The organism is Streptomyces sp. NPDC046759, from assembly GCF_040645475.1.
In the GTDB taxonomy this organism is placed as follows: domain Bacteria; phylum Actinomycetota; class Actinomycetes; order Streptomycetales; family Streptomycetaceae; genus Streptomyces.
This window is the reverse complement of record NZ_JBEYYJ010000060.1, coordinates 1-21,608: the sequence shown is the minus strand read 5'-3', so window position 1 is coordinate 21,608 and position 21,608 is coordinate 1. Positions and strand designations below refer to the sequence as shown.

General features: G+C 68.7%; 21 protein-coding genes and 7 pseudogenes. 12 read left to right on the top strand and 16 right to left on the bottom strand.

Translation table 11 applies throughout. From position 1 onward, the window contains the following. Positions 1 to 499 precede the first annotated feature (499 nt). Positions 500 to 652, top strand: a pseudogene (locus tag ABZ919_RS41035) (IS5/IS1182 family transposase); the annotation flags it as partial. On the opposite strand, the gene ABZ919_RS41030 reads toward ABZ919_RS41035, so the two are convergent. Beyond that, on the bottom strand, positions 630 to 1,130 hold the full coding sequence (locus tag ABZ919_RS41030) for a hypothetical protein (protein ID WP_361259293.1): 501 nt from the start codon (positions 1,128 to 1,130) through the stop codon (positions 630 to 632). The pseudogene ABZ919_RS41035 and the gene ABZ919_RS41030 overlap by 23 nt on opposite strands. Next, the gene (locus ABZ919_RS41025) at positions 1,115 to 1,339 is read right to left on the bottom strand and encodes a hypothetical protein (RefSeq protein WP_361259290.1); all 225 of its coding nucleotides are present in this window, start codon (positions 1,337 to 1,339) and stop codon (positions 1,115 to 1,117) included. The genes ABZ919_RS41030 and ABZ919_RS41025 overlap by 16 nt, the downstream gene beginning before the upstream one ends. A 231-nt stretch (positions 1,340 to 1,570) precedes the next feature. Here ABZ919_RS41025 and ABZ919_RS41020 point away from each other — a divergent pair, with 231 nt between their 5' ends. Further along, positions 1,571 to 2,674, top strand: coding sequence for an ISAs1 family transposase (locus tag ABZ919_RS41020; RefSeq protein WP_361259287.1), 1,104 nt, complete (start codon positions 1,571 to 1,573; stop codon positions 2,672 to 2,674). 86 nt (positions 2,675 to 2,760) lie between these two features. On the opposite strand, the gene ABZ919_RS41015 is transcribed toward ABZ919_RS41020, so the two are convergent. Next, positions 2,761 to 3,288, bottom strand: coding sequence for a hypothetical protein (locus tag ABZ919_RS41015; RefSeq protein WP_361259284.1), 528 nt, complete (start codon positions 3,286 to 3,288; stop codon positions 2,761 to 2,763). Positions 3,289 to 3,777: 489 nt separating this feature from the next. On the opposite strand from ABZ919_RS41015, the gene ABZ919_RS41010 reads away from it, so the two are divergent. Both ABZ919_RS41010 and ABZ919_RS41005 read left to right on the top strand, forming a co-directional pair. Beyond that, on the top strand, positions 3,778 to 3,984 hold the full coding sequence (locus ABZ919_RS41010; RefSeq protein ID WP_361259281.1) for a hypothetical protein: 207 nt from the start codon (positions 3,778 to 3,780) through the stop codon (positions 3,982 to 3,984). Positions 3,985 to 4,063: 79 nt separating this feature from the next. Beyond that, positions 4,064 to 4,160, top strand: a pseudogene (locus ABZ919_RS41005) (IS5/IS1182 family transposase); the annotation flags it as partial. A 62-nt stretch (positions 4,161 to 4,222) separates the two neighbouring features. On the opposite strand, the gene ABZ919_RS41000 reads toward ABZ919_RS41005, so the two are convergent. Together ABZ919_RS41000 and ABZ919_RS40995 are read right to left on the bottom strand one after the other, a co-directional pair. Further along, positions 4,223 to 4,456 carry a hypothetical protein gene (locus ABZ919_RS41000; RefSeq protein WP_361259278.1) on the bottom strand — a complete coding sequence of 78 codons (234 nt, stop codon included), beginning with the start codon at positions 4,454 to 4,456 and terminating at the stop codon, positions 4,223 to 4,225. A 54-nt stretch (positions 4,457 to 4,510) separates the two neighbouring features. Then, positions 4,511 to 5,227 (bottom strand): annotated as a pseudogene (locus ABZ919_RS40995) (TolB-like translocation protein); the annotation flags it as partial. On the opposite strand from ABZ919_RS40995, the pseudogene ABZ919_RS40990 reads away from it, so the two are divergent. The 3 genes and pseudogenes from ABZ919_RS40990 to ABZ919_RS40980 form a co-directional block, all read left to right on the top strand. Further along, positions 5,226 to 5,544 (top strand): annotated as a pseudogene (locus ABZ919_RS40990) (helicase associated domain-containing protein); the annotation flags it as partial. The pseudogenes ABZ919_RS40995 and ABZ919_RS40990 sit on opposite strands and share 2 nt — an antisense overlap. 193 nt (positions 5,545 to 5,737) lie before the next feature. After that, positions 5,738 to 6,226 (top strand): DUF4760 domain-containing protein, encoded by a 489-nt coding sequence (locus ABZ919_RS40985; protein ID WP_361259275.1) that lies wholly within the window; start codon positions 5,738 to 5,740, stop codon positions 6,224 to 6,226. Positions 6,227 to 6,524: 298 nt separating this feature from the next. After that, positions 6,525 to 6,734 carry a helicase associated domain-containing protein gene (locus tag ABZ919_RS40980; RefSeq protein WP_361259273.1) on the top strand — a complete coding sequence of 70 codons (210 nt, stop codon included), beginning with the start codon at positions 6,525 to 6,527 and terminating at the stop codon, positions 6,732 to 6,734. A gap of 277 nt (positions 6,735 to 7,011) precedes the next feature. Here the strand turns inward: ABZ919_RS40980 and ABZ919_RS40975 are convergent, their stop codons facing one another. The 3 genes and pseudogenes from ABZ919_RS40975 to ABZ919_RS40965 all read right to left on the bottom strand — a co-directional run. Further along, the gene (locus ABZ919_RS40975; RefSeq protein ID WP_361259270.1) at positions 7,012 to 7,680 is read right to left on the bottom strand and encodes a hypothetical protein; all 669 of its coding nucleotides are present in this window, start codon (positions 7,678 to 7,680) and stop codon (positions 7,012 to 7,014) included. A 102-nt stretch (positions 7,681 to 7,782) separates the two neighbouring features. Then, positions 7,783 to 9,639 carry a serine/threonine-protein kinase gene (locus ABZ919_RS40970; protein WP_361259267.1) on the bottom strand — a complete coding sequence of 619 codons (1,857 nt, stop codon included), beginning with the start codon at positions 9,637 to 9,639 and terminating at the stop codon, positions 7,783 to 7,785. Positions 9,640 to 9,843: 204 nt separating this feature from the next. Beyond that, positions 9,844 to 10,275, bottom strand: a pseudogene (locus ABZ919_RS40965) (PP2C family protein-serine/threonine phosphatase); the annotation flags it as partial. An 867-nt stretch (positions 10,276 to 11,142) separates the two neighbouring features. Here ABZ919_RS40965 and ABZ919_RS40960 point away from each other — a divergent pair. Then, positions 11,143 to 11,559 (top strand): GNAT family N-acetyltransferase, encoded by a 417-nt coding sequence (locus tag ABZ919_RS40960; RefSeq protein WP_361259264.1) that lies wholly within the window; start codon positions 11,143 to 11,145, stop codon positions 11,557 to 11,559. Between the two features lie 51 nt (positions 11,560 to 11,610). Further along, positions 11,611 to 12,332, top strand: a pseudogene (locus ABZ919_RS40955) (transposase); the annotation flags it as partial. Between the two features lie 7 nt (positions 12,333 to 12,339). Here the strand turns inward: ABZ919_RS40955 and ABZ919_RS40950 are convergent. The 5 genes from ABZ919_RS40950 to ABZ919_RS40930 all read right to left on the bottom strand — a co-directional run bounded on the left by ABZ919_RS40950 (position 12,340) and on the right by ABZ919_RS40930 (position 15,844). Continuing rightward, positions 12,340 to 12,648: a hypothetical protein gene (locus tag ABZ919_RS40950; RefSeq protein ID WP_361259261.1), complete on the bottom strand. Its 309-nt coding sequence runs from the start codon at positions 12,646 to 12,648 to the stop codon at positions 12,340 to 12,342. Positions 12,649 to 13,131: 483 nt separating this feature from the next. Beyond that, positions 13,132 to 13,464, bottom strand: coding sequence for a glutaredoxin domain-containing protein (locus tag ABZ919_RS40945; RefSeq protein WP_361259258.1), 333 nt, complete (start codon positions 13,462 to 13,464; stop codon positions 13,132 to 13,134). Positions 13,465 to 13,512: 48 nt separating this feature from the next. Continuing rightward, positions 13,513 to 14,871 carry an SMI1/KNR4 family protein gene (locus ABZ919_RS40940; protein WP_361259255.1) on the bottom strand — a complete coding sequence of 453 codons (1,359 nt, stop codon included), beginning with the start codon at positions 14,869 to 14,871 and terminating at the stop codon, positions 13,513 to 13,515. Positions 14,872 to 15,096: 225 nt separating this feature from the next. Further along, positions 15,097 to 15,237, bottom strand: a complete 141-nt coding sequence (locus ABZ919_RS40935; protein ID WP_361259252.1) for a hypothetical protein — start codon at positions 15,235 to 15,237, stop codon at positions 15,097 to 15,099. A gap of 16 nt (positions 15,238 to 15,253) precedes the next feature. After that, on the bottom strand, positions 15,254 to 15,844 hold the full coding sequence (locus ABZ919_RS40930; protein WP_361259250.1) for a hypothetical protein: 591 nt from the start codon (positions 15,842 to 15,844) through the stop codon (positions 15,254 to 15,256). Here ABZ919_RS40930 and ABZ919_RS40925 point away from each other — a divergent pair. Then, positions 15,825 to 16,265, top strand: coding sequence for a transposase family protein (locus tag ABZ919_RS40925; RefSeq protein WP_361259248.1), 441 nt, complete (start codon positions 15,825 to 15,827; stop codon positions 16,263 to 16,265). The genes ABZ919_RS40930 and ABZ919_RS40925 overlap by 20 nt on opposite strands. A 125-nt stretch (positions 16,266 to 16,390) precedes the next feature. Here ABZ919_RS40925 and ABZ919_RS40920 read toward each other — a convergent pair whose 3' ends face one another. After that, entirely contained in the window at positions 16,391 to 16,678 is a 288-nt protein-coding gene (locus ABZ919_RS40920; protein WP_361259245.1) for a GNAT family N-acetyltransferase, read from the bottom strand. 174 nt (positions 16,679 to 16,852) lie between these two features. Beyond that, the gene (locus ABZ919_RS40915) at positions 16,853 to 18,805 is read right to left on the bottom strand and encodes a hypothetical protein (protein ID WP_361259242.1); all 1,953 of its coding nucleotides are present in this window, start codon (positions 18,803 to 18,805) and stop codon (positions 16,853 to 16,855) included. 438 nt (positions 18,806 to 19,243) lie between these two features. On the opposite strand from ABZ919_RS40915, the pseudogene ABZ919_RS40910 reads away from it, so the two are divergent. Both ABZ919_RS40910 and ABZ919_RS40905 read left to right on the top strand, forming a co-directional pair. Beyond that, positions 19,244 to 19,495, top strand: a pseudogene (locus ABZ919_RS40910) (helix-turn-helix transcriptional regulator); the annotation flags it as partial. 212 nt (positions 19,496 to 19,707) lie between these two features. Next, positions 19,708 to 20,169: a hypothetical protein gene (locus tag ABZ919_RS40905; protein ID WP_361259295.1), complete on the top strand. Its 462-nt coding sequence runs from the start codon at positions 19,708 to 19,710 to the stop codon at positions 20,167 to 20,169. 439 nt (positions 20,170 to 20,608) lie between these two features. Here the strand turns inward: ABZ919_RS40905 and ABZ919_RS40900 are convergent, their stop codons facing one another. Next, the gene (locus ABZ919_RS40900; RefSeq protein WP_361259239.1) at positions 20,609 to 21,478 is read right to left on the bottom strand and encodes an NAD(P)H-binding protein; all 870 of its coding nucleotides are present in this window, start codon (positions 21,476 to 21,478) and stop codon (positions 20,609 to 20,611) included. Positions 21,479 to 21,608 lie beyond the last annotated feature (130 nt).

Here is a 21,608-nt window from a genome sequence, read left to right as displayed (position 1 = left end):
CCCGCGACCGGGAACATCCTGCGCATACGAGGAGTCACCCGAATTCCCTTCCAGGCACGGGCGACGACATGACGAAACAACATCTGCAGCCCCCCCTGCACAGATGTAAAACAAAAATAAGTGGTCGACGGAGACCCTAAAACAGCGTCAGCTCTGGAGACAACGTGACCGTCCTCATAGACAGTTCACGGAACCTGCATGGCAATTTCACGATGAGGTGAAGACGTAGCGTCACAAACATTGAACAACACGCACAAAACGCCAACGGATCTCACACCGGCACCCTGCACGCCGTTCAACTGGTTTCACATTACACCAATTTAGCGAGTCCTTACCTAAAGCAGAGAAGGGAGCGGAAGGCGACACGTTCCTGAAGAGTGAGCCTTTTCCAACCTCGTGATGGAGGCGCCGGGTTGGTCGCGGAGGGCGGTACAAGGAAGTGAAGCTCGTGGTAGACGGGTTCACAACCAAGATCACCCGTTGTCCACCAGGAGCTTCCGTGCTTGTCCACCCGTCCGGGATCGACCTGTCCAGTTCGACCCTGCGGCTCCTCGGGCGTCACCTGCGCCGGCGCCGTCGTGAGATCGGCAGTCGATGGCGACGCCTGTCCGCAGGCCGCCAGGCCCTGCTCACGCTCGGGCACCCGCGGTGCGACGATGTATGCGACGGTGCATCGCGTTCAGGTCGTCGTCCCGCTGCGGGGGCTGCGTGACCGGGGTCAGGACCGCGACCTCCCAGCCGAAGCCCACCAGCAGTCGGCCGTCCGGGGTGAGTTTCACCGCATGGACGGGCGCGGGGAACACCAAGGGATGTCCGGTGGGACGGCCGGTGGTCAGGTCCCACACCCGCACGGTCCCGTTCCGGCTGCCGCTGGCGGCGATCGGACGGCCGTCCGCCACTCCCGTCGCCACCGCTCGCACCTCGTCGGTGTGGCTGATGAGGGGGGCGCCGACGGGGCGCCCGGCGGTCAGGTCCCACACCCGCACCGTCCCGTCCCAGCTTCCGGTACCCGCATGCACAACCTCGCTTGCCGGATAACCCCCACCGCGCAGTGGATCGAGGGCCGGGGGGTGGGCAGGTCCTGCCTTACTCGAATGACATCGCACGTCAACGGTCAATGAAGCTGGCATTCCCACGGCTCGATGTCCGGCTCCCCCGGGGGCAGTTCCCCGGTGCAGTATCGGTAGAGCCAGGCTGCAGCCCGACGCTCCGCGTGCTTCTCGTTGACCGGTTCTCCCTGCTCATCCAGTTCGAGGACGTTGGCGAAGATCGCGATACAGATCTCCATTTGGGAGGGCGACTCACGCAACTCCTGCCAGTAGTCGATTCCTTCCGGCATCGGGTGGCCTACCGACCCCCTGTCGAGCCAGGGTTGCGGCGTAGTCGGCCGCCGTCCCGTTCGTGACGGTTCGTTGGGGTGGTAGGGCAGCAAGACAGGCACGGCTTCCAAGATCATGGAGTTCTCGACGCCCCGTGACCTGCCTGGAAGACCGTGCCTGCCGACGCATCATCGCCGATCCCACCTGTCCTTGACCAGCTCCGCGAGCAACCCGGCGTCGGGCCCGAGGAGGTGCCGGGCCTGCTGAAGCGGCTGGCCAAGGTGCCGGACCCACGCGATCCGCGCGGCGTGCGGCACACGTTGGCGGTCGTCCTCGCGCTGACGGCGTGCGCGGTGCTGGCCGGGGCAACCTCCCTGCTGGCGGTCGGCGAGTGGATCTCGGACGCGCCACCGCACGTGCTGGATCGGCTCGGCGTGCGCGCCGACCCGGTGCTTCCAAGGCGACTGGTCCCCGCCGAGGCGACGGTCCGCCGGCTCCTCGCGCGTATCGACAGCGACGCCCTGGATCGTGCGGTAGGCAGCTGGCTCGCCGACCGTCTACCCGCACAGTCCGGACTGCGCGGACTGTCCGTGGACGGCAAGTCCCTGCGCGGCGCGGCGAAGGCCCAGGGGCGGAAGATCCACCTGCTCGCCGCCGTTGAGCACACAACCGGCGTGGTCCTGGCCCAGCTCGACGTCGGGGAGAAGACTGGAGAGACCACCTGCTTCCAGCCGCTGCTGGACACCGTCGCCGACCTCGCCGGAGTGGTCGTCACCAGCGACGCGTTGCACACGCAACGCGAGCACGCCGGCTACCTCCTCGGTCGCCGGGCGCACTACATTGCGATCGTCAAGGGAAACCAGAAGAAGCTGCGCAAGCAGCTCAAGTCCCTGCCCTGGAAGGACATCCCGCTCCAGGGCCGCACCCGTGACACCGGCCACGGACGCTCCGAGATCCGCCGGATCAAGGTCGCCACCGTCAACAACCTGCTTTTCCCCGGCGCCCGACAGGCAGTCCAGACCAAGCGCCGCCGCACCGACCGGAAGACCGGCAAGACCACCATCACCACCATCTACGCAGTCACCAGCCTGATTGCCGAACAAGCCGCCCCCGCCCGGCTCGCACAGCTGATCCGCGACCACTGGAAGATCGAGGCCCTGCACCACGTCCGCGACACGACCTTCGCTGAGGACGCCTCTCAGTTGCGGACCGGCAACGCGCCCCGTGCGATGGCTACCTGGCGCAACCTCGCAGTCGGGGCTCTGCGACTGGCCGGCCTCACGAATATCGCCGCCGGCCTCCGCCGCAACGCGCGCGGCCCCCGCCGACCCCTCGCACTCCTCGCCCTCACATGATCGGAAAGCGAAGGCCTGCCAACCGCGCCGAAGCCCTGCGGCATGGCCCGGCGGTCATGCTCGCGTTCAGAACGGTCGGCCGCGATTCACCGCCCCGCCCCCAGACACGGGCCGCTGCCGCACGGATTCGGCGCCCGACGAGCCAGCAGCCAGCCAGGCCACCAAGGCGGGAGGCCCTGCGGGCAGCGCGCCTGCTGGTACATACCATCCCGCGCCGAGATGTTGAGCATCAGATCCGTGGCCAAGACCCCCGTCAGCAGCAGCGAGGAGGCCAACAACGAGGCGCCGAGCCGCAGCTGCGTGCCGCGTCCGCTCAGCAGCCGACGGGCCAGCCAGAAGCCGACGGGCAGGCAGAGCGAGTACAGCAGCAGCCAGCCAAGGCCCTCGAAGATGAAGAAGCGAGGGGAGTCTGCCATGTCGTAGGCGGCGGGCCAGGCCACACCGTAGCAGTATGTCCAGGCGTCGGCGATCAGGTTGCTGGCCGTCGTCCCCACGACGAAGCCCACGACCAGTCCGGCCAGGGCGATGGCGCAGCCCACTGCGCAGCCACCCGCCGCGGCAGGCACGTTCTCGGCGTCTGTCTTCCGTCCGTCCACAATCTTGAGCGGACGCACCGCGCGTCACCCCGGTTCCCCGCAATGGGGCCTCAAGAACTCCATGATCTCGGAAGCCCCGCCCCCGGAGCCACCTACCAGACAGACCATCACAAACCGGATGCCACACGACTACGCCGAGGCCCTGCCGGGCGAGCCATCCAGCGAAGCGTCGGAGGGCTCCGGAAGCACCATGACTGAGATGCGAAGGCATGCGAAGAATCTAGCCTCAGCCTTCCGAGGCTGATCGTCGACCTCCCGTCGCAGGAGGCGGCGAACCCTCCGAGGGTGGTGCCGATGGTTACGGGACACCCCTTGGCGCAGGGCGGCCGCTGGTAGCGCGTTTGCGGTATCGACGTCAGCGTGCGTGAGTCGCCAAGTGGTGCGACGGTTGAAGTAGGACTAGGGCCTGGACGGATTGCCTCGGTTAGGCAGCTTGATCTTCACCCATGTGGGTGGCTCGTCTTGTTGCGCCATTTGGGTGACAGTACCGTGTGAAAGGGGAACCAAATGCGTATTCGTCGAATCCTCGCCGCCGTCTTCGCCACGGCAGCCCTCGCCGGACTCGGCCTCGCAGGCGCCGCCACCGCCACCGCCGCCGCACAGGGTGCCCACTCCTACGTCACCCCTAGTCAGTGCAAGGCGGGCGGCGGAACGGCCGATCTGTCGGACAACACCTGTAAGGGCGGTACGCACAACGGGGAGCGGATCGACTGAACCCCACAAGGCGCCCCGCAGCCGCGCGCCGCGGGGCGTTCCCGCGCAACGGTAGCTGACGCGGGGGCCGTCGGCGTCTTCGAGTCAGATCCTGCGTGACTGCCGTCTGAAGGGCGACGGCGTCCACCACGCCGTACTCGGCACCCCACCTGCACAACCTCACCCTGAATGGATAACGGATCTATGCCAATGGCCGATGAGGAGCACGTCTGAGATCACTTTCGGGACAGCCCTTAAATTAAGCGCGAACAAAGGGGTGGTGGGGGCGGTTGTTGCAGGCGTCGTACACCGAGCTGCCCGTCCACGGCGCCGTGAGCGGGACGAGTCCGAGGGCCGTCTCGCAGAGCTTGTTCGGGGACAGGGGCCGGCCGGCGATGTTGATGCGGCTGTGGGTGCCGTCGGCGGCGTGGGCGGGGGCGGCGAGCGCGAGACCCGCGGCGGTGAGCGTGGCGAGAGCGGTGATCGTCTTCACGCCCTGGTCAACGACATGGAATCGGCCCGGGTCACGCGCCTGACGACGGTGCGGTCATCCGATGTACGCCGGTGACACCGCGGCCGTGCTGATCCGCCGCGCCGCTCCCGACCCGTCCGCCGGGACCTCGTACAGATCGGCGCCGTAGTCACCGGGCAGCGCGTACACGACCGTACGGGCGTCGCGCTGGTCGTCCACGCTCCATGGTTCGGCCAGCGGAGTCTCCCGCATGGTCCGCAGGTCCAGGACGCACAGCCGCCAAGGGGCGTCCTTGGGCAGGCCCCTGACCCGCTTCTTGTAGGCGATCCGCGTGCCGTCGGGCGCGAGCGACGGGCACTCGACGTTCGCGTGCAGAGTAGTGACCGTACGGGCGCGCGACCAGATACGTACTGCCCCGGGTCGCGAGCGTCGCGTAGAACGTGCGGTCGTCGCCCGCGAAGGTCACACCCCAGAAGTTGACGTCCGCCGCATGGTAGGTGTGCCCGTCCTTGACGATCCGGAAGGCCTCCAGGGACGGGATCGACTCACCACTCCTCGTGTCGACGATCGCCGCACGCGTGGAGAAGTTCGTGCCGGCGTACGAGTCACCGCCCACGAACGCCGTCCAGGCGGCGAAGTGCCCCGTCGACGAGACCCGGGCGCGTGACGGGATGCCCGGGACGTCGTAGCGGTGCACGATCCGCAACCGGGCGTCCAGAATCAGCGCGCGATGGTGTCCGAGACCGGCCCGTGCACCGCCTGCAGGCACACACCCTTCCCCGAAGCGGCATGGCAGCGGCGCTTCCACCTCACCCGGCAGCATCTCGAGGCCGGCGCCACGCTGCCCACCACGCCGGGCGCGCTCGTGCATCAGGGCGAGGACCTTGGCCGGTGGGTGCGCTCGGGCCGACTGGGCCGGGGACAAGCTCACAGGCGCCCAACAGGGGAGGTGCGAACACGTCCTCGGCATCACACCCGCCGGCGAGGACGAGAAACCGAAACCGCGCCGTACACAGGCCGACAAATGGGCCCTCAACTACGCCGCCGCAAAGCAGTTCCACGAACGCGAAGGTCACCTCCGGGTACCCAGGAAGCACATTGAACGGATCGAACGCTCCCGCGGCGCGCAGTCGTGATCGGTCATCAGCGATTTATATTAGGTCTGTTGTTGGACGTATGCGATCGTCGACGTTCATGTCAGGGATTGATGTCAGAAACAGCCCCGTGATCTGCCGGTCTTCCGTAAGGTTTTGCGCCGTGATGTCACGTGCGTGGTTGTCCTTGGCCCTCAACTTCATTGGCGTGGGCATCGTGGTGTGCCAGCTTGGCATGCTGTACCGCAACACAAAGCAAGATCACGCCAGGCGCCGCAAACAAGCGACCATGGACTATCTGACAGCCAACATGAATCTACGGAAGGCCCTGTTCGAGGATGGGATGCCTCTCGAGCGTGATCACCGGGGCATCTCCGATCGGATCAACCGCTCACTGTCAGGCGATGACGAAGAGACGAAACGGATCACGGCTTTCCTCACGACCTACAACTTCCTGGCTGTGGGCGCGGAGGTGGATGCCTTCGACCGAGACGTCATCCACAAGGCATGGGGCGGCTTCATCATCGCCGTATGGAACAACTACCGGCCCTGGATCGAGGCACAGCGAGAGGAGCACGGCGCACCCAGCATGTACGAAAATCTGGAGTGGCTGGCCGCCAAGATAACAGCACTCCACTCCGTCGCTCCTGCCGGAAGCCGCGGAAACCTGCCCTCGCAGGGGCAACCGGTGTCGTAACAGGGAACTGCCGGGCAGGCCGGTTCTACTCGTCCGGTCCCATGCCTGGAGCAGGTCGAAGAGGCGTCGGTCGCCGTCGAGCTTCAGGGAGTCCACTGGAATGCGGCCGTAAAAGGCCAGGACCACCAGCTCACTGGCCGTGCCCCGGGCGGAGGCGTCGGGCTCATCGGCCGCGTCCGGGTTCTCGACGGCAGCGGTGGCGGGCATGGTGCCGGGTGCGGGCAGACGGGCGGCCCGTGAGCCGTCGGCGGAGAGCCAGTTGCGCCAGGAGCCGCCTTCGGTGACGTGGTAGTCGACGGTGACGGGGCCCTACCCGCACCGGGCGCCGTGGACCGACGGCCAGGCTGAGACCCGCATCACCGAGAACGGGAAGGGGGGCAGCGGCGAGGACCACGAGGAGCGGCAGCCCCGGCTCGGTGCATGGATCAGCAACCAACGGAGCAGGGCCGCCACGCTGTCCCCGGAGCGGGCGGAACAGCTGTCCGCGATCGGCATGCGCTGGATCTGACGGCGAACAAGCTCGGCCGCCCAGGCTCAGCGGCTGCGCCGCCGAGCCGACCGTGAAGCGTACCTTTCCTCCCGGCGCTGCTGTCCGGGTCCGGTCTTGCGGCCCTACGGGATGAAGAAGCCGTGCCCAGCAGGACGAGACGCGAGCACCCGAGCCCTGTCACTCTCCCGCCCGCCACCAGCGATGTTGAGACACCCGGTCGCTCCGGGGAGTACCCGCGCGGCCGACGGAGCCGGGCCCCGCGCCGCCCGGCGCTGCGACCGCCGACCGTGCGGGATCAGCGGCAGGTGTAGGCGAAGGACGCGGACGCCGTGAGCCGGCCGGGTGACTCGATGACCAGCCGGGCGGTCGCCTTACCGGTTCCCCTGCCGTGGAAGGTCCACAGTAGGCGGAGGCTCGTCTCGTCCTCCCCCCTGCCTAGCCGTTCCTCGCGTGGGCCCGAGGAGGTGCCGTCGCTGCGGTTCCACTCGTAGGTGAACGTGCCGGCCGCCCCGTTGGTTCTCACAACCGCCACCACCTCGGCTGTTCCGCCGCATCCGAGAACACTGCCCATCCGCGCCGTCACCTGGGTGATCCGCAGGTCCGCCGTGTGCCGTTGCCAGAACAGCCAGGCCAGCACGATGGCCAGGACGGCTGCCGCCAGGCGGTATCTGCGGAGCCTGTGCAGGAGGCCGCGGGCCTCCTGCCGGCTCCTGTGCTTCGCCGGGCGGTGCCAGACGTCGACGGCAGTGTCCGTCAGTCCCAGGGGCGGGACGCCCGGTCCGAAGCGCAGGACGTCGGACTCGGGCGCGGGCTTGGGCTCGGGAGCGGACTCGAACTCGGGCGCGGGCTCCGGCTCGGGCTCGGCGCTGGTCCAGTGGGCGTCGAGGACGGTCGGAACGTAGGTGGCGTCGTCGACGTCCCTGATGGTCGGTTGCACGTCCGGGTCCTGCAGGGTCGGCTTCACGTCAGGATCCGGTAACTCCCATGGCCTCACCGGGCGCTCGCCCCGGTCCGTCATCCTCGCCCCTCCGTTCGGCTCGCTCTCACAGACCCCGGTGGACCGACATCACAGGGGCTCGCCCTTCACGACCACCGGAACCCCTTGCCGCGGGGTCACAGCCGACGGCGAGGTCGAACCGGTGCCGCTCTGGGTGGTGGTGCCGTTCTGGGTGCTGGTGCTGAGCGACAACGTTCCGGAGACGAGGCCCGAGCCGCCCGGCGAACCGGCACCGGCGCCGGTGCCACTGCCGGTGCCCCCGTCCTTGCCGGACCCGGTGCCTCCAGCCGACCCGGGATTGCCGCCGCCGGCCCCCACGCCCGAGTGGCCGTGACCCGTGCCCCCGGCCGCGTTCCCTTCGGTGGTGCCACCCTGTTCGGATCCGGCGTGGCCTATGGTCCCCGTGCGGGAGTCCACGCCCCCGCCACCGCCGGTGTGGCCGGTGCCCATGGTGTCCGTCCCGCCGTTCCCGTCGTCGTGGGAGTTCGTGTCGCTGTGGTCGGTCCCGTTCTCCGTGGTGGTGTTCTCGTGGCTGTGGTCGGTGTCGCTCTGGGTGCCGGTGTCCTTGTGGCCTTGAGTGTCGGTGTCGCCGCTGCGGGTCCCGTCCTGTGGGCCGGTGCCGCCGTCGGTCTTCGTCCCGGTGTCGCCGTGCCAGCTGTCCTTGTCCTTGTCCGTGCCGGAGCCGGTAACACCCGTGTGTGGCCGGGAGTCCGTGCCGCCGTCCCCGGCCGTACCGCCGGAACCCGAGCCGGAACCGGTGTCGCCATCGGCGCGCGCGATGCCGGCACCGCTGTCTGTGCGACCGTCGCCGTCCTGGGCGCCGGCCGCAGCCCTGTCGGAGTCCGTGGCCGACCCAGCCGGGTGGCTCCGCCCTGTGCCCCGCGTCCCCTTCGCCGAACCGGTGTCCTTCGGCGCGTCGAGCCTAGTGACGGCCTGGGTGTTGGCACCGGCGTGCGCTTCGGCCCCGCCCGCCCAGCCGTTGGGCACCAGGCTCAGCAGTCCCGCCACCGCCACGGCGGCCGCCCCGGTGAGCACATCGCCCCGTCCGCGCAGCCGACTGCGGCGCCGTGCGGTCAGCACGGTCTGCGCCAGTTCGGCCGAGGAGCCCACCAGACGAGCGTCCAGGCGTGAGATGGCCAGCGGCACCAGGGCCGCCGCCACCGCGGCCAGTCGGTTCTGGCCGCGTTCCTCCCAGTCGGCTCCGTACGCGCTCTCGGCCACCCACTCCAGTTCCCGCAGGAAGTCGAGGGCGCTCGGGGGCCGCAGCGCCGGGTCCTTGGCCATGCCGCGCAGGACCAGCCCGCGCACCTCTTCCGGCACCCGGTCCACCGGCACAGGGTCCCCGACGTGCTGGCGCTGGAAGTCCCACACTTCCGGACCAGGGAACGGGGGCACGCCGGTCAGGCACTCGTAGAGGGTGGCGGTCGCCGCGTACACATCGCCGGCCGGGGTGGCAGCCTCCGATTTCCACTGCTCCGGGGGCATATACGCACACGTGCCACTCAGGTTCCGGTGGCGGCCGGTGCGCGTGGAAATTCCGAAGTCCACCAGCTTGGTCCGGCCGTCCCAGTTCACCAGCACGTTCTCGGGCTTGTAGTCGCGGTGCACCACACCGACGCCGTGCGCGGCGGCCAGCCCGAGAAGGGATCCTTTCAGCACGACGAGGGCGGCCTCCGGGTGTGTGTACCCCTCCTTCTTCAGCAGCGCGCGGAGCGCGGCCCCGTACACCAGTTCCATGACGATGGCCGCGCCCTGCTCGGCTTCGACGTACTCGTACAACCGCGTCACATGGGGCGATGTCAGGTCACTGAGCAGCCGGGCCTCCCTGCGCAGAGCGGTGCGGAATTCCTCCCTCGAACACAGTTCCTCATTCAGGTACTTGATCGCGACATTCCGGCCGGTCGCGGTATGACGGGCAATCACCACCCGGCCGCTGCCGCCTTTACCGAGTTTCTTCAGGTCGATGTAGCCGGGAACGGTCCATGAATCGCCACCCTGTTCGGCTTTCCATCCGTTCCGATTGGTCGCCCTTGTCACACTTCCCCCTGGTGTTCCGCTGCACCGATACCCCCCGAATGAGGCACCGATGGAATTTTTCCAGCAAGAAGAGATCCAATAAACCGAGAAATTTCACGGTTCTGCAACCGTCGGTCCTGCCGTTGGTTCAGTTTCGCAGGGCGGGAGTCGTCCTTGTGCGGGCACGGCGTTCGCGGGCCAACTCGGGGGGACGCTGATGACGACGGTGGCCATGTCGTCGTGGCGACCCGCGCCCAGCCACTGGGCGGCCAGCGTCTGCACCCGTTCCACGACCGCTTCCGCCCGCAGACCCGCGCATTCGGACAGGGTCCTCCGCAGGCGGTGCTCGCCGAAGAACCCGCCCCTCAGGGGCCCACGCGCTTCGGTGATGCCGTCGGTGTAGAGCAGGCACGACTCCCCCAGCCCCAGCACCATTTGGACCATGTGCGCCATGACGGCCGGCAGGGCACCCACCAGGGTGCCGTGCGGGGGTACGTCCTCCACCGTGCCGTCGGCGCGGACGATCAGCGGCGGCAGGTGTCCGGCGCCTTTACGGTCCGTGCCCCGTCCACCCGGACGCCCCCGACGACCGGTAGAAGCGGCGACCCGGTCTGCGTGTGCTGCTGCCGTCGACCGAACCGGATTCGCCGCCGGCACCACCTCCCACCGATCCCATGAAGGGTCTCCCCATGCCACTTCCCGAAGCCTCTTCAGCCGACGGCGCCGTCGGGCGCTTCCTGCTCTCCAAGCAGTCCCCGGCCTCTTACGACAACCACCGCTCGTGCGGAGCATCACCGCGCCGAGCTTGCGTCCCAGCAGGACGAAAGCGGTCGACGCGGCCATCCTCCTGGCGCAGACTCTGGTGCCCGAGCCGATGCAGCCGGTCACGCAGCCGGACGGGATCACACGCCGGTCGAGGCTTCGGCACGAAAGGGTCCGGCCCACTGCTACGGGGGAGAGCAGCGGGCCGGACAGCCCCACGATGACACACCTGCTGCAGGCCGACGGCGCTTCATACGGTTCCCAGCATGGCTGTACGAAGCTCGGGCGACGCCCGTCGTACGCGCAAGATTCCTACGGCGTCGATCCGGTACGAGGACTTGTCGTACGTGAGGTGCCGGTCCGGCAGTTGCGGTTGGCTGACTCCGCGGAGTCAGCCGCCCACGGCGGCCATCTCCTGACCGTGGGGCACACCTGCAGCTTCTCGTTTATTTGCGGTGGGTGACACCGTTCGTTGACTAGTGCCGCATCAGGCAATGTTCGCCCGGTTGACGACCTGGCGGAGGGCGGAATCGGCGGTGTGATGGTTCCGGAGATCGTGGGGCCAGGCGCGAAGCCCGGTTCCGGGACCGGAAGGCTCAGGTGAGGGAGGAAACCGGTGCCGTTCAAGCCGAGACCTGACAGGATCCCCCCATGGAGATCCGCCGCATCACTCGGGTCGAGGCTGTCCAGGACGCCGGGCATCTCTTCGATGTGTCCCCTCTGCCGGAGGCGACTGAGCGGTTTCTGGCGGACGAGCGCCACCACCTCCTGATCGCCTATGTCGATGACGCCCCAGCAGGGATGGTCACCGGCGTCGAGATGACACACCCGGACAAGGGCACCGAGATGTTCCTGTACGAGCTGGGTGTGGACGAGCCGTTCCGCGGGCGCGGTGTTGGCCGGGCCCTGGCGTCGGCGCTTGCAGACCTGGCGCGCGAACGGAACTGCTACGGCATGTGGGTGATCACGGACGAGGACAACGTGGCGGCACGGGCGACTTACTGTCGTGCCGGAGGCATCCCGGAAGAGAGGCAAGTGGTGCTCGTCTGGACCTTCGACCAGGCGTAGATCCACAGAGTGGAGCGACCCGCCGCATGAGGCAGTTGTGACGCGCGCTTGGGCCTTCGGGTGCTGCTCCGCGAGGAGGGCGTCTCGTTTCAACGCGTGAAGACCTGGAAGACCTCCCGAGACCCGGACTACGCGGCCAAGAAGGCCCGCGTTGAGCACCTTTATGCGATCACCGACGGCGAGGTCATACCCGAGGAGAACGAGCCCGAAGTCCTCTTCTATCTGGACGAGTTCGGGCCGATCGGCCTCCAGCCCCACCCGGGTCGCCAGTGGGCCGAGCGTGGTGGGAAGCACAAGGACCCCGACCGCGAGCCCGGCCCCGCCGGCGGGCGACCAACACACGCCCGCACGGGGTCCGCCACCTGTTCGCCGCCTACGACCTGGGCAAGGAAAAGCTCTACGGCCACATCAAGCCGACGAAGAACCGCATGAAGTTCCTGGAGTTCTGCCGCTACCTGCGCAGCCTCTACCCGCCCGGGGTCCGGATCGCGACCGTGCTCGACAACTTCTCCCCGCACCTGAGCACGAAGAAGGACACCCGGGTCAGCGACTGGGCGAACAACGTCGAGCTCGCCTACACCCCGACCAACAGCTCCTGGCTGAATCGGATCGAAGCCCAGTTCACCGCCCTGCGCTACTTCGCCCTGGACGGCACGGACCACGCCAGCCACAAGGAGCAGGGCAGCATGATCCGCCGCTACATCATCTGGCGCAACAGGCACGCCGCCGACGCCCGGCTACGCGAGGTGGTCGACCGGGCGAACGTTGCCTGATGCAGCACTATCGGTAGTCGTCCGGGTACGACTGCATCCAAGTGTTGATCTTGTCGCGGGTCGTGACCAGCAGGCTCTGGTGCTTGTGGAGGTTATCGAACGTGAAGTCGCCGCCCAGCGCGTTCTGCATGTGCCTGATCCAGGCGAGCGGCTGCCTGAAGTGGGCTGTGCCCTTCGGACTGACCTTCATCGAGTTGCCGAGGTCGTCGAAGTTGGTCAGGAGACGGTTGAGGAAGTACTGGCAGTTTCCGGGGGTCCCACAGCTGTCGTTGTACGTTGCCTGCAGTACTGCGAAGGCGTCTCGTACCTCTGGCACGGCCGCGCCCGGAGCGGCCGGGGTGGTCGGGTAGCCAGTCGATCTGGCGGTGCTCGGGGTTGGCGAACTCCCGACCTCCTTTGCCGCAGTGATACCGGGCGTCGGAGTTGCTGCGACGGAGGAATCCACGGGCCCGGGCCCGGCGCCCGTGCTGTGTCCACCAGAGCACCCGGCCGTGAGAGCGGCTGCGAGTAGCAGGACGGCCACTCCGGGTATGAGTTGCGTTGTACGCATGGGTTGTCCTCGAGTTCCGGGATGATGACCAGAGCGATACGCGTGCATACCCTGTGCTGGTGTCCGCTGTCCACCTGAAGCAGGCTAGACGCTCCGTCAGGTCTGGTGTGCCGCGCGGCCATGGCCACGATGCACCGTTGGGGCGACCTCTGATGTAGGTCGCCCTAGAACAACGGTGTAGGTCTACTCATCGCTACCGTCGAGCGGCGGAGTTCGGACGCGACGACAGGTCGGCGTGATCGATTGCCTCTATACGACAGGGCGCACGCGGAGGCCGATACTGCGGAGCGGGCCCGTATCCTCTCGCGCCAGGTCAGGGCGCCAGCAGGTGCGGTGCGTGCGGGCCGCGTCCAGTAGTTTTCGCTTCGACGGGTTTACCATGGCGTGCCCGGCAACGGTGACGGTGGGCACCGTCTCGTTCCCGTCGGCGACGGAGCGGACGAACGCCGCTGCGGCCTTGTCCCGCCAGATGTTCCGCCTGGTGTAGCGCAGGCCGGTGAAGAGCAGGCTCAGCCGCAGGTTGATGCAGAACACGCAGCTGGGCTGCCAGTACATCGCGACTCCCTCGCGTTCCTCGGACATGCCCTTCCCCCGTACGGTGTCGCTGTCCTGGCTGCTGGAGCGCCCAGCCTACTGGAGGCCGGGGCCCGTGCCTCGGGGCGTGGCCAGGATCTCGCGGCCGCGGTCCGGGGTGATCAGCTGGGCCAGGACCGGGTCGGCGAACAGGGATATCGGGGCGATATGGTCCTCGCACACCGGGTGCCACAGGCGCAGCGCCGCACGGAGTTCCGGCCAAGCTTCGTCACACAGGGCCGCGCGGGCCGCGCGGGCCTTGACGGGGTCGGACAGCGGGTCGGGTTCCGGCCGCGAGCCGCCGCCCGCGTACAGGGTGACGACGATCGGGCCCGTACGGATCGGTGGCCCGTCGGGAGCCTGGAAGGCCGGCTGCCCGCCGAGGCGGTCGGCGACGGCGTGCACGGCCGCATCGAACTCGGGCCCGCCGAAGGTGAGCCGGAAGCCCGGCTCGGCCGTCCGGGCCTCGTAGTCGGCGACGAGCGCCCGCACAGATGCGGGCGCGTACTCCTTGAGCCGCGGCAGGGGTCGCAGGTCGTGGGGGTGCGCGAGCTGGTCCTGCCGGACCAGCAGCGGCAGCAGTTGCGCGGCGAACAGCGGACTGAGCAGGAGGTCGTCAATCTCCGGGCGGTACCACATCAAGCTCGCGACGTGGCCGCGCCAACCGCCGAGCATCGCCTTCATCTGCATACTCAGCACGTCGGCCCGCTCCCGCCCGTACTCGTGCGCCTGGGCGAACACCGCCAGCGGTCCATCGACCGCCCCGGCCAGCGCATCGCAGCGGGCCCGCTCGACCTCCGCGTCCCAGTGGTCCCGGGTCGCGCCCGGCGGCTTGCGCAGGGCGTGAAAGGACACCCACTGGCGGCGCATCAGGTCGTAAAAGGAGCCGTACCGCTCCAGTCCCTCCCCGGACCAGGAGGCGAGCCAGTACGCCGCCCACTCGCCGTCCTCGTCCACGTCGTCCGGGTCGAGCAGCATGACCGCCGCGTCACCCTCGAGGGACAGGCGCAGGCAGCGCGCGAGGACCTTCGCCTCCTGAACGCCGAACGCCTCCCTACCGTCCTCATCCTCCTCGACATCCTCCTCCGCAAGGTCCTCCCAGACCTCGATCCAGGAGCGGTCGTCGGTGTCCCGCAGCCATTCCAGCTCCCCGGTGCCCGCCAGCCGGTAGATGAAGTTGCCCGCGTCCCGCCACCCGTTGGTGACCAGCAGGAACTCCCGCAGCGAAGGCGGCAGCCGACGCCCCAGCCGGGCCTCGGCCGCGACGACCTCGTCCTCGCTCGCCGACGCGAACCCGAGCCAGCTGTCACGCACGACCTCCGGCGCGAGCGGCGCGTCCATCTCCGGGTCGTGCCCCGCGATCCACTCCGCGCTCCACTGCTCCAGAAACGGCCGCCAAGCCGTGCACTCACCCATCGTCCCCTCCGCCTCCCGCTCTCCGTCGTCCGGCTTCACTTCACCACAGGGGTATGACAACGGGTTGCGGCCCCGGCTCGGCCCCGTCCTTGGCTCGACTACGGCGACGGGGCGTCGGCGCCGTCATCGCCCACCCTCACCTTCTTCGAGCGGGCCGGGGGCTCCGAATCCGGCACCCGGTCGCTTCGTCCGGGGTCGACACCGCAGGCGTGTCGTGGCCACGGCTCACGGCCCCAGTCCCAGCCCCAGCCCCAGCCCCAGCCGGAACGGCACTCCAGCCGGGCGGCCGTTCCAGACGTTGAGCGCGGCGACGCCCCGCAGCAGCTCCAGGGCCTCGCCGATCTCGTGGATCCCGTGACGGCCCACCCGTTGCGGGGAGAGATCAAGACCCGTGACCGCGCCCCGGCCGCGGGCTTCGGGAGAGCCAAAGGTCCCGGTTGCCCGCGATCAGCACGCGCCCGTCCGTGAGGGTGGCAGCCGCGCTCGGGGGGTCCTCGCTGCAGCCGAGGCCGCCGCGTTGCCAGCTCGTGGTCGTCCCGTCGCCGACCCAGACGGAACCGCACAGCATTGTGCGGGTGTCCGTCGCGGACTTGGGTCGGGGGGCCGAGCCGACCAGGACCGGGTGGCCCGTGGAGTCGACGGTCGCGGCAGTGATCGTGCCAGTGCCCATGGCCGAACTGTCCGTCCGCGTCCAGTGGGTGCCGTCCTGGCTGGTGAGAACCAGCGGGAGGGAGTCGTAGAAGGCGCCGGCCTTCGCATAGCCACCCACGGCGAACCAGTGGCCCGACGCGTACAGGACCCTGTGCACCTGCGTGCCCGGTGGCATCCCGGTGACGTCGCCGGAGGTCCAGTGCACGCCGCCGTCCGCGCTGCGCCAGAACGGGATCGTGCCCGTGGAGTGGAAGTCGTAGGCGTTGGTCGCAGCCGCGCCGAAGGCGACGACCTCCCTGCCGTTGACACCGAAGTCGCCCACGGACAGCGACGGCCGCCTCCTCTTCTGCAGCCCGGCTCAGCACGGCAGCTGCGCAGACATCACCCATGCACGCCAGTTAGGACTGGTCAGGCTCCTGGACGGCGGGCCCGCACTAGAGATCCTCGCGGATGCCGGCTACCAGGGTCTGGGCGCCCAGACCGGCGGGCGCGTGGTGACGCCACCGCACCGCAAGTTCAAGAAGAACGCCCCGGACTGGTACGAGGAGATCCATGAGCGGCAACGCAAGGCCCACTCCTCCCGACGCATCCGCGTCGAGCACGGCATCGCGCATTTGAAGAACTGGCGAGCACTGGCCCGCCACCTCGGCCACCGCGAACACATGACCGACACCGTCCAGGCCATCGCCGCCCTGCTGTCCCACCAACAGACCACCGACCTGGCCCCGGCACGAACAATGTGAAACGCCAAACCCCCGAGAGGCCCACGACGCCTCACCACCTACCGTGCACGAGCTTGTTACTGACCTCTTCGGGCTCGTGGCGGCGCACCACACTCTGAACTTCCCCTGATCGGTTCCATCAGGGGTCATCTGGCGGGTGTCGTGATCAGGTCCATGCCTGAGGAGCGGCCGGTGACGAAGCCCGCAGCTTCGTAGACCGGCTTTCCGGCCTCGCTGGCGTGCAGTTGGATGTAGCGGATGCTGGCTTCGTGGAGCCAGTCGACCAGTTCGTCCACGATGCGGCGTGCATGGCCGCGGCCGCGGGCCGCCGCGCGAACTCTTGTACCGCTGCACGGGACGTCGTCAACTTGGTGAGGGGGTTGCCGGTTGGGTGTGCCAGGGTGTGGTGGGGCCGGGTGGCAGCCCTGGTTCATACAGCCACATCGCGTGGCAGATGACCTCTGCCGGGAACCGGAACCCCTTGTACGACGGCCCGGCGGACTCCACGAACAGCCCCTCCCCGAGAAGGTCAGCAAACTCGGCGATCATCCCAGGCCCGAGGCGCCTCACTCAAGTTGACGACGCCTCGGTATCTCCTTCAGGGTGGTTCAGGCGACGGAAGGGAGCTGCTCGGACGAGAAGCCCCCGTCGGACTCGTCGACTTGGGCCCTGGCGGCGGAGAGCAGTTCGGCGGCGTGCTCCGCGTCGTGCTGGCGCACGGCGCGCTCCAGCCGCACCAGCAGCCGTGAGAATTCCAGCGGGGTGTACGCGGTGGCCGCCAGACTCGCGTGACCCGCGGCGATGAGCCTGCGTGCGGAGCCGAGTACGGGAGGTTCGATGGCCGAGTCGGGGATGACCCTCGCATGGCGCACCGTCGGCAGGAGGGTGGCCACGCGCGCCTCGTCGCGCTGTGCCAGAGCCGGGTAGAGGGACTCTCGCGCCTGGTTCTGCACCGCTGTGATGCTCTTCTCGAAGAACATCTGGTCCAGCCGGGCCAGCAGTGCCGCGCCCTGCCCGAGGACGGACGCGGCGGCCTCGTCGCGGATCTGAAGGATCGTTGCGATGTTCTCCTCCTTGAACGGTCCGTGGTGCCCCGTCTGCGGGTCCATGTACCGCAGAATCTGGGCGCCGCCGACCCCCACCCCGTCGGTGCCGGTGTACGTGACGTCGGCGAGGTGGTGGAAACGGAAGCCGGCGGAGAAATAGGTGAGGAGACCGGCCTCGTGCGCGCGGTGCACCAGGGTGACCGCCTGCTCGAAGGTGAGCTGCTCGATGACACAGCGGCTGGGGTAGGTGTCGGCCGTACCGTCCCAGGTCACCTTGTCGAACCCGGCCTCGGCGACCAGCTCGATGCCGAGCAGCCCCACCTCGAACCGGTCCCTGATGGTACGGGGACGTCCCCCATAGGACCGCATCGTCGCGGGCCGGTCGTCAACGATGGGTGTGTTGAGGTTGAAAGCGGCGGACAGGGCCTGGGTGTGGCGGTTGCGCCGCACATTCCCGGCGATGGCGCGCATGAAGTCGATCGCCTCGGTGGCGGTCATCCGCTCCATGGCCAGCTTGCACTCGGTCAGGCCGTCCATGAACAGCGCGGAGCATGCGGCGGACACGGTGTGCACGGTCTTCAGCAGGGAGTCGGCGACATTGCCCTCGAACATGGGGCGGCCCACGTAGGAGGAGACCGGTGCCTGCGCGCCGGTGTGCAGGCGAACCCGGGATATCGACTGCGGTGCCGGGATCCGGTAGGGCTCCACGGCCTCACGGTCCTGAGTGTTGCCCCGCTCGAGGTGCTCGATGTGCACGATCACCCCTCGGAGGTTCTCGCTGCGCCGTGTGGTTCCGAGGAGGTGCCCTTCGCCAGGGTCGGTGATCGACATGTAGCTCTGGGTGTCTCGGAAGCCGGGGCTGCTCCAGGGGCGGACGGGCAGCGGCACTCGCTCACCGTCCGAGGCCAGTGTGTAGGCGAGGTGTATGGCGAGGACCTCGTCCTCGCTGAGGGCCCTGCCGCGTTCGCGGGCCGAGACGAGACACCTGGCCACAGCGGTCAGATAGTCATCACTGTCCAGGTCCGTTTGCTCAGGCCGGTGCGCGGAAACCTGGTCCTGCGCCCGCGAGCGGACATGGACTTCCGCCGCGTCCTCGGTTGTGACGATGCGGAAATCTCCGTCGTCCGGCCGCTCGGTCCCGCTCGTCCCGTGCTCGATGACGTACAGCCGGCGCCACTGCTCCTTCAGCGTGTCGATCCCCTGCTGCCGGTCCGCGACAATGGGCAGGATCGCTGCCATCTGATCGGCGAATTCACCTGCCTCAGCGGGATAGTCCTCCAGCAGCCCCGCCACAAGTTCCTCGACTCGTGTACGCAAGCTCGCTACGTCGTCCGGCCCGCGCAGGGCGAACGGGCGGCGTTGTACGTAGCTCTCGTCGGTGCGGTAACGCGTGGTCAGGGCGGTGCGCTGCCAGGCACAGAGGTTGATCGCGTACTCCAGTACCGCTCGGCGCACCGCTCCGTGCGTGAAACGGCGGATGCGCCCTTCGTGCTGGGTGTGAACGCCACAGGGCATGGTTTTGTCCTTCCGGAGGGGTACTCCGACGTGGTTCGGATTTCGGGCTCGACGGTCGGCGGACCGGTGCGAGGATGGCCGTCATCCCGGGGCATCCGGTGACGGCGGCAAGAAAGATCCCTCAATGCGGGTTTCCGCCTGACCTACGGAGCGCATGTCCGACGAGCCCCGCACATCAAGTAGGCCCGGCCGGCGAAACGCAGTCACTCCCCGAGAACTCGGCACTTGACATCCGCCCTGCCGACATGCAGGAGCCGCGGACGGAGTCGACGTGGGGCGATGGCTCCAGCGGCAGCGCCGGCACGTCGTCTGGCAGGGGCTCAAGACGGGACAGCGTGAACGGCTGACGTAGCCACACCACAAAGCCATCCGTACGCAGTAAGCACGGTTTTAGTACGCTTGATGTACGCAATAAGTCTGCTTCATGGAATAGGGTGCTTGTCCGAGCTGTTCGATGCGGTCGACGCGCTGGTGGCGTCCCGGCTCCCGCTGCCGTCGCCGGCAGATCGCAGGCGGCTGCGCCGGGCCCATGCGCTCACCCTCGACGAAGTGGCCACCGCTCTGGCCGTGCGGCGCGCGACCGTCGGCGACTGGGAATCGGGCAAGACCGAGCCGCGCCCGCCGCAGCGGGAAGCCTACGCGCACCTGCTCAATCAGCTCGCCGAGCTCTATCCCGCCTCCGAGAGCACCGGTAGACCACAGGAAGAGACCCCTGCGCCGCAGACAACCGACGCCGGCACGGCGCCCGAGGCGCCGGCTGTGCCCAGCGGCCCCCTGCCCGAGGCTGCGGTCCCGGCCGCGTCCGACACCACGCCGCCCGCTACCCCCGCCGCCGCTCCCCCACCGGCCGCCCCGGCGCGGGCCGCCCGGCCGTCGCCGGCCTCGCGGGGCAGACCTGGGATGTGCGCATCGCCGTGGCCGGGACGCCGGTGGGGAGCCTGCAGGCCGTGCGCGGCCCGTACTGGACGTCCGACAACCTGCGCGAGCGGATGGCCGATGAGCAGTCCTTCCCAGAGCTGGTGGCCGCGCAGCTCCTGGACGAGAGGGCCACTTCACTTCCGAGTTCGAAGATCATCGACAACGCCCTGGCCGCTCCCGAGGAGGCTGCGCACCGGGGGCGTGAGCGTCTGCGGTCCCTCGACAGCCACGGCGGATCACCGACGTGGGACGACGACGAGAAGGACGGCGACTGGGACGAGGACGGGGACGGGGAGGGGGCGAGGAGCTCACCGCGCGGACGGCTGCGGTGCTGCGCAGGGCGCTCGAAGAGCTGTGCGTGCAGGCGTGGCAGGACGTCGCCGCCGTGGGTGATGCCCCGCTGCACCGGAACGAAGGGCGTGTGCTGGGCCTGCTTCCGACGGTGACCTTCCATCAGCACGGCGTCTGGCGGCCGCAGATGACCCGCTGTTTCGACGACCTGGCCGCCGACCTCGCCGAGACCGGCACCGCATGCCCGCGCTGCACCGGCGCAGCCCGGCCCGGTCGCCACGGAGCCACACGCTCGTCACCGACCAGCCCGTCGAGTCGGGTGGTGATGACCGCGATCCCACCCCCGTCGAGGTTCTCGTCGTGTCGCTCGCCTCGTGCGTCGCCCACTACGCGGCACGCTTACTGGAACGACGGTCGACGACAGACCTGCCCGCGTCGCCGCCGTTCGCTGGTGCCGCAGAGGCGGAACGAGGCCAGGCTCCAGGCGCTGCGTGCCGTGGTCGACCACTGCACCGTGCACGCCACAATGCGGCAACCACCGCAGGTCACGGTCGAGTTCGGCTGACGCGGCCGCACCGCCTGGGACACACGCGGTCACAGCTGGGGGCGGAGTACGTCGTAGGCCCAGGCCGCCAACGTGGTGGGCGTGGTGGTGTACAGGGTTCGCGACTGTTCCGGGACGAAGCCGTCCCGCAGCCCGGTCGACATCCCGACGACCGCTTCGACCAGGCCGTCGGCCATTCCGGATGTGCGCAGCAGGCTACGCATCGCATCGTCGCTGACGCGCTCAGCGCGCAGCGGGCGGCCGATGGCGGCGGACACGATCTCGGCGGCCTGCGGCCACGTGAGGTCGGCCGGGCCGTGGACGGCCTGGACACAGCGTCCGGACCAGTCGGTCGACAGCAGCCGGGTCACGGCGACCTCCGCGATGTCACGCGGCGCGACCCAGGCAAGAGGCTGGTCCAAGGGCAGGATCACGGGAATGACGCCGGCCCGCACGGCATCGAGCTGGAGCTCCAGGTTGGTGAAGAAGTAGCCGCAGCGCAGGTGTGTGACGGTGGCACCGAGGGAGTCGAGGGCGAACTCGGTTCCCGCGAGACCGTCGATGTCACCGGCTCCGTGGCGCCTCTCGGCGCCGACGCTGCTCTGGAAGACCGTCCGCTCGATACCGTTCTCTCTGACGGCGCGCACGACGCTCGCCGTGGCCAACTCGTAGTCCCCGAGCGGATCTTCGCCCACCGACGAGGGATCCACCCAGAACAGGGCGTCGGCCCCGGCAGTGGCGGCCACGACAGCTTCAGCGTCGCGCTGGTCCACCACGACCGCCTCGACCTCGCGACACATGTCGGGCGCGAGCCGCCCGGGATCGCGCGCCAGTACCCGTGGACGGAGTCCGGCCCGCAGGAGCATGGCGACGACGTGTCGTCCGACGTTGCCGGTGGGCGTCGTGACTGCGATACGCATGGCTGGGTGTCCTTTCGACGGTTTCCAGCAGGACGCTAGGGCCTGTGTGATGTTGTGATCAGCCAGTTTCCTTCAGGAGGTCGTTGATCCAGATCATCGAGGCACGGAGGTGGAGGCCGGCGAGGTAGCT

Bases quoted from the DNA above. Each gene is read 5' to 3' on its own strand.
- ABZ919_RS41030 (WP_361259293.1), bottom strand. From the start codon at position 1,130: ATGCCAGCTTCATTGACCGTTGACGTGCGATGTCATTCGAGTAAGGCA.
- ABZ919_RS41025 (WP_361259290.1), bottom strand. From the start codon at position 1,339: ATGCCGGAAGGAATCGACTACTGGCAGGAGTTGCGTGAGTCGCCCTCC.
- ABZ919_RS41010 (WP_361259281.1), top strand. From the start codon at position 3,778: ATGCGTATTCGTCGAATCCTCGCCGCCGTCTTCGCCACGGCAGCCCTC.
- ABZ919_RS40960 (WP_361259264.1), top strand. From the start codon at position 11,143: ATGGAGATCCGCCGCATCACTCGGGTCGAGGCTGTCCAGGACGCCGGG.
- ABZ919_RS40945 (WP_361259258.1), bottom strand. From the start codon at position 13,464: ATGTCCGAGGAACGCGAGGGAGTCGCGATGTACTGGCAGCCCAGCTGC.
- ABZ919_RS40940 (WP_361259255.1), bottom strand. From the start codon at position 14,871: ATGGGTGAGTGCACGGCTTGGCGGCCGTTTCTGGAGCAGTGGAGCGCG.
- ABZ919_RS40920 (WP_361259245.1), bottom strand. From the start codon at position 16,678: ATGAACCAGGGCTGCCACCCGGCCCCACCACACCCTGGCACACCCAAC.
- ABZ919_RS40915 (WP_361259242.1), bottom strand. From the start codon at position 18,805: ATGCCCTGTGGCGTTCACACCCAGCACGAAGGGCGCATCCGCCGTTTC.
- ABZ919_RS40900 (WP_361259239.1), bottom strand. From the start codon at position 21,478: ATGCGTATCGCAGTCACGACGCCCACCGGCAACGTCGGACGACACGTC.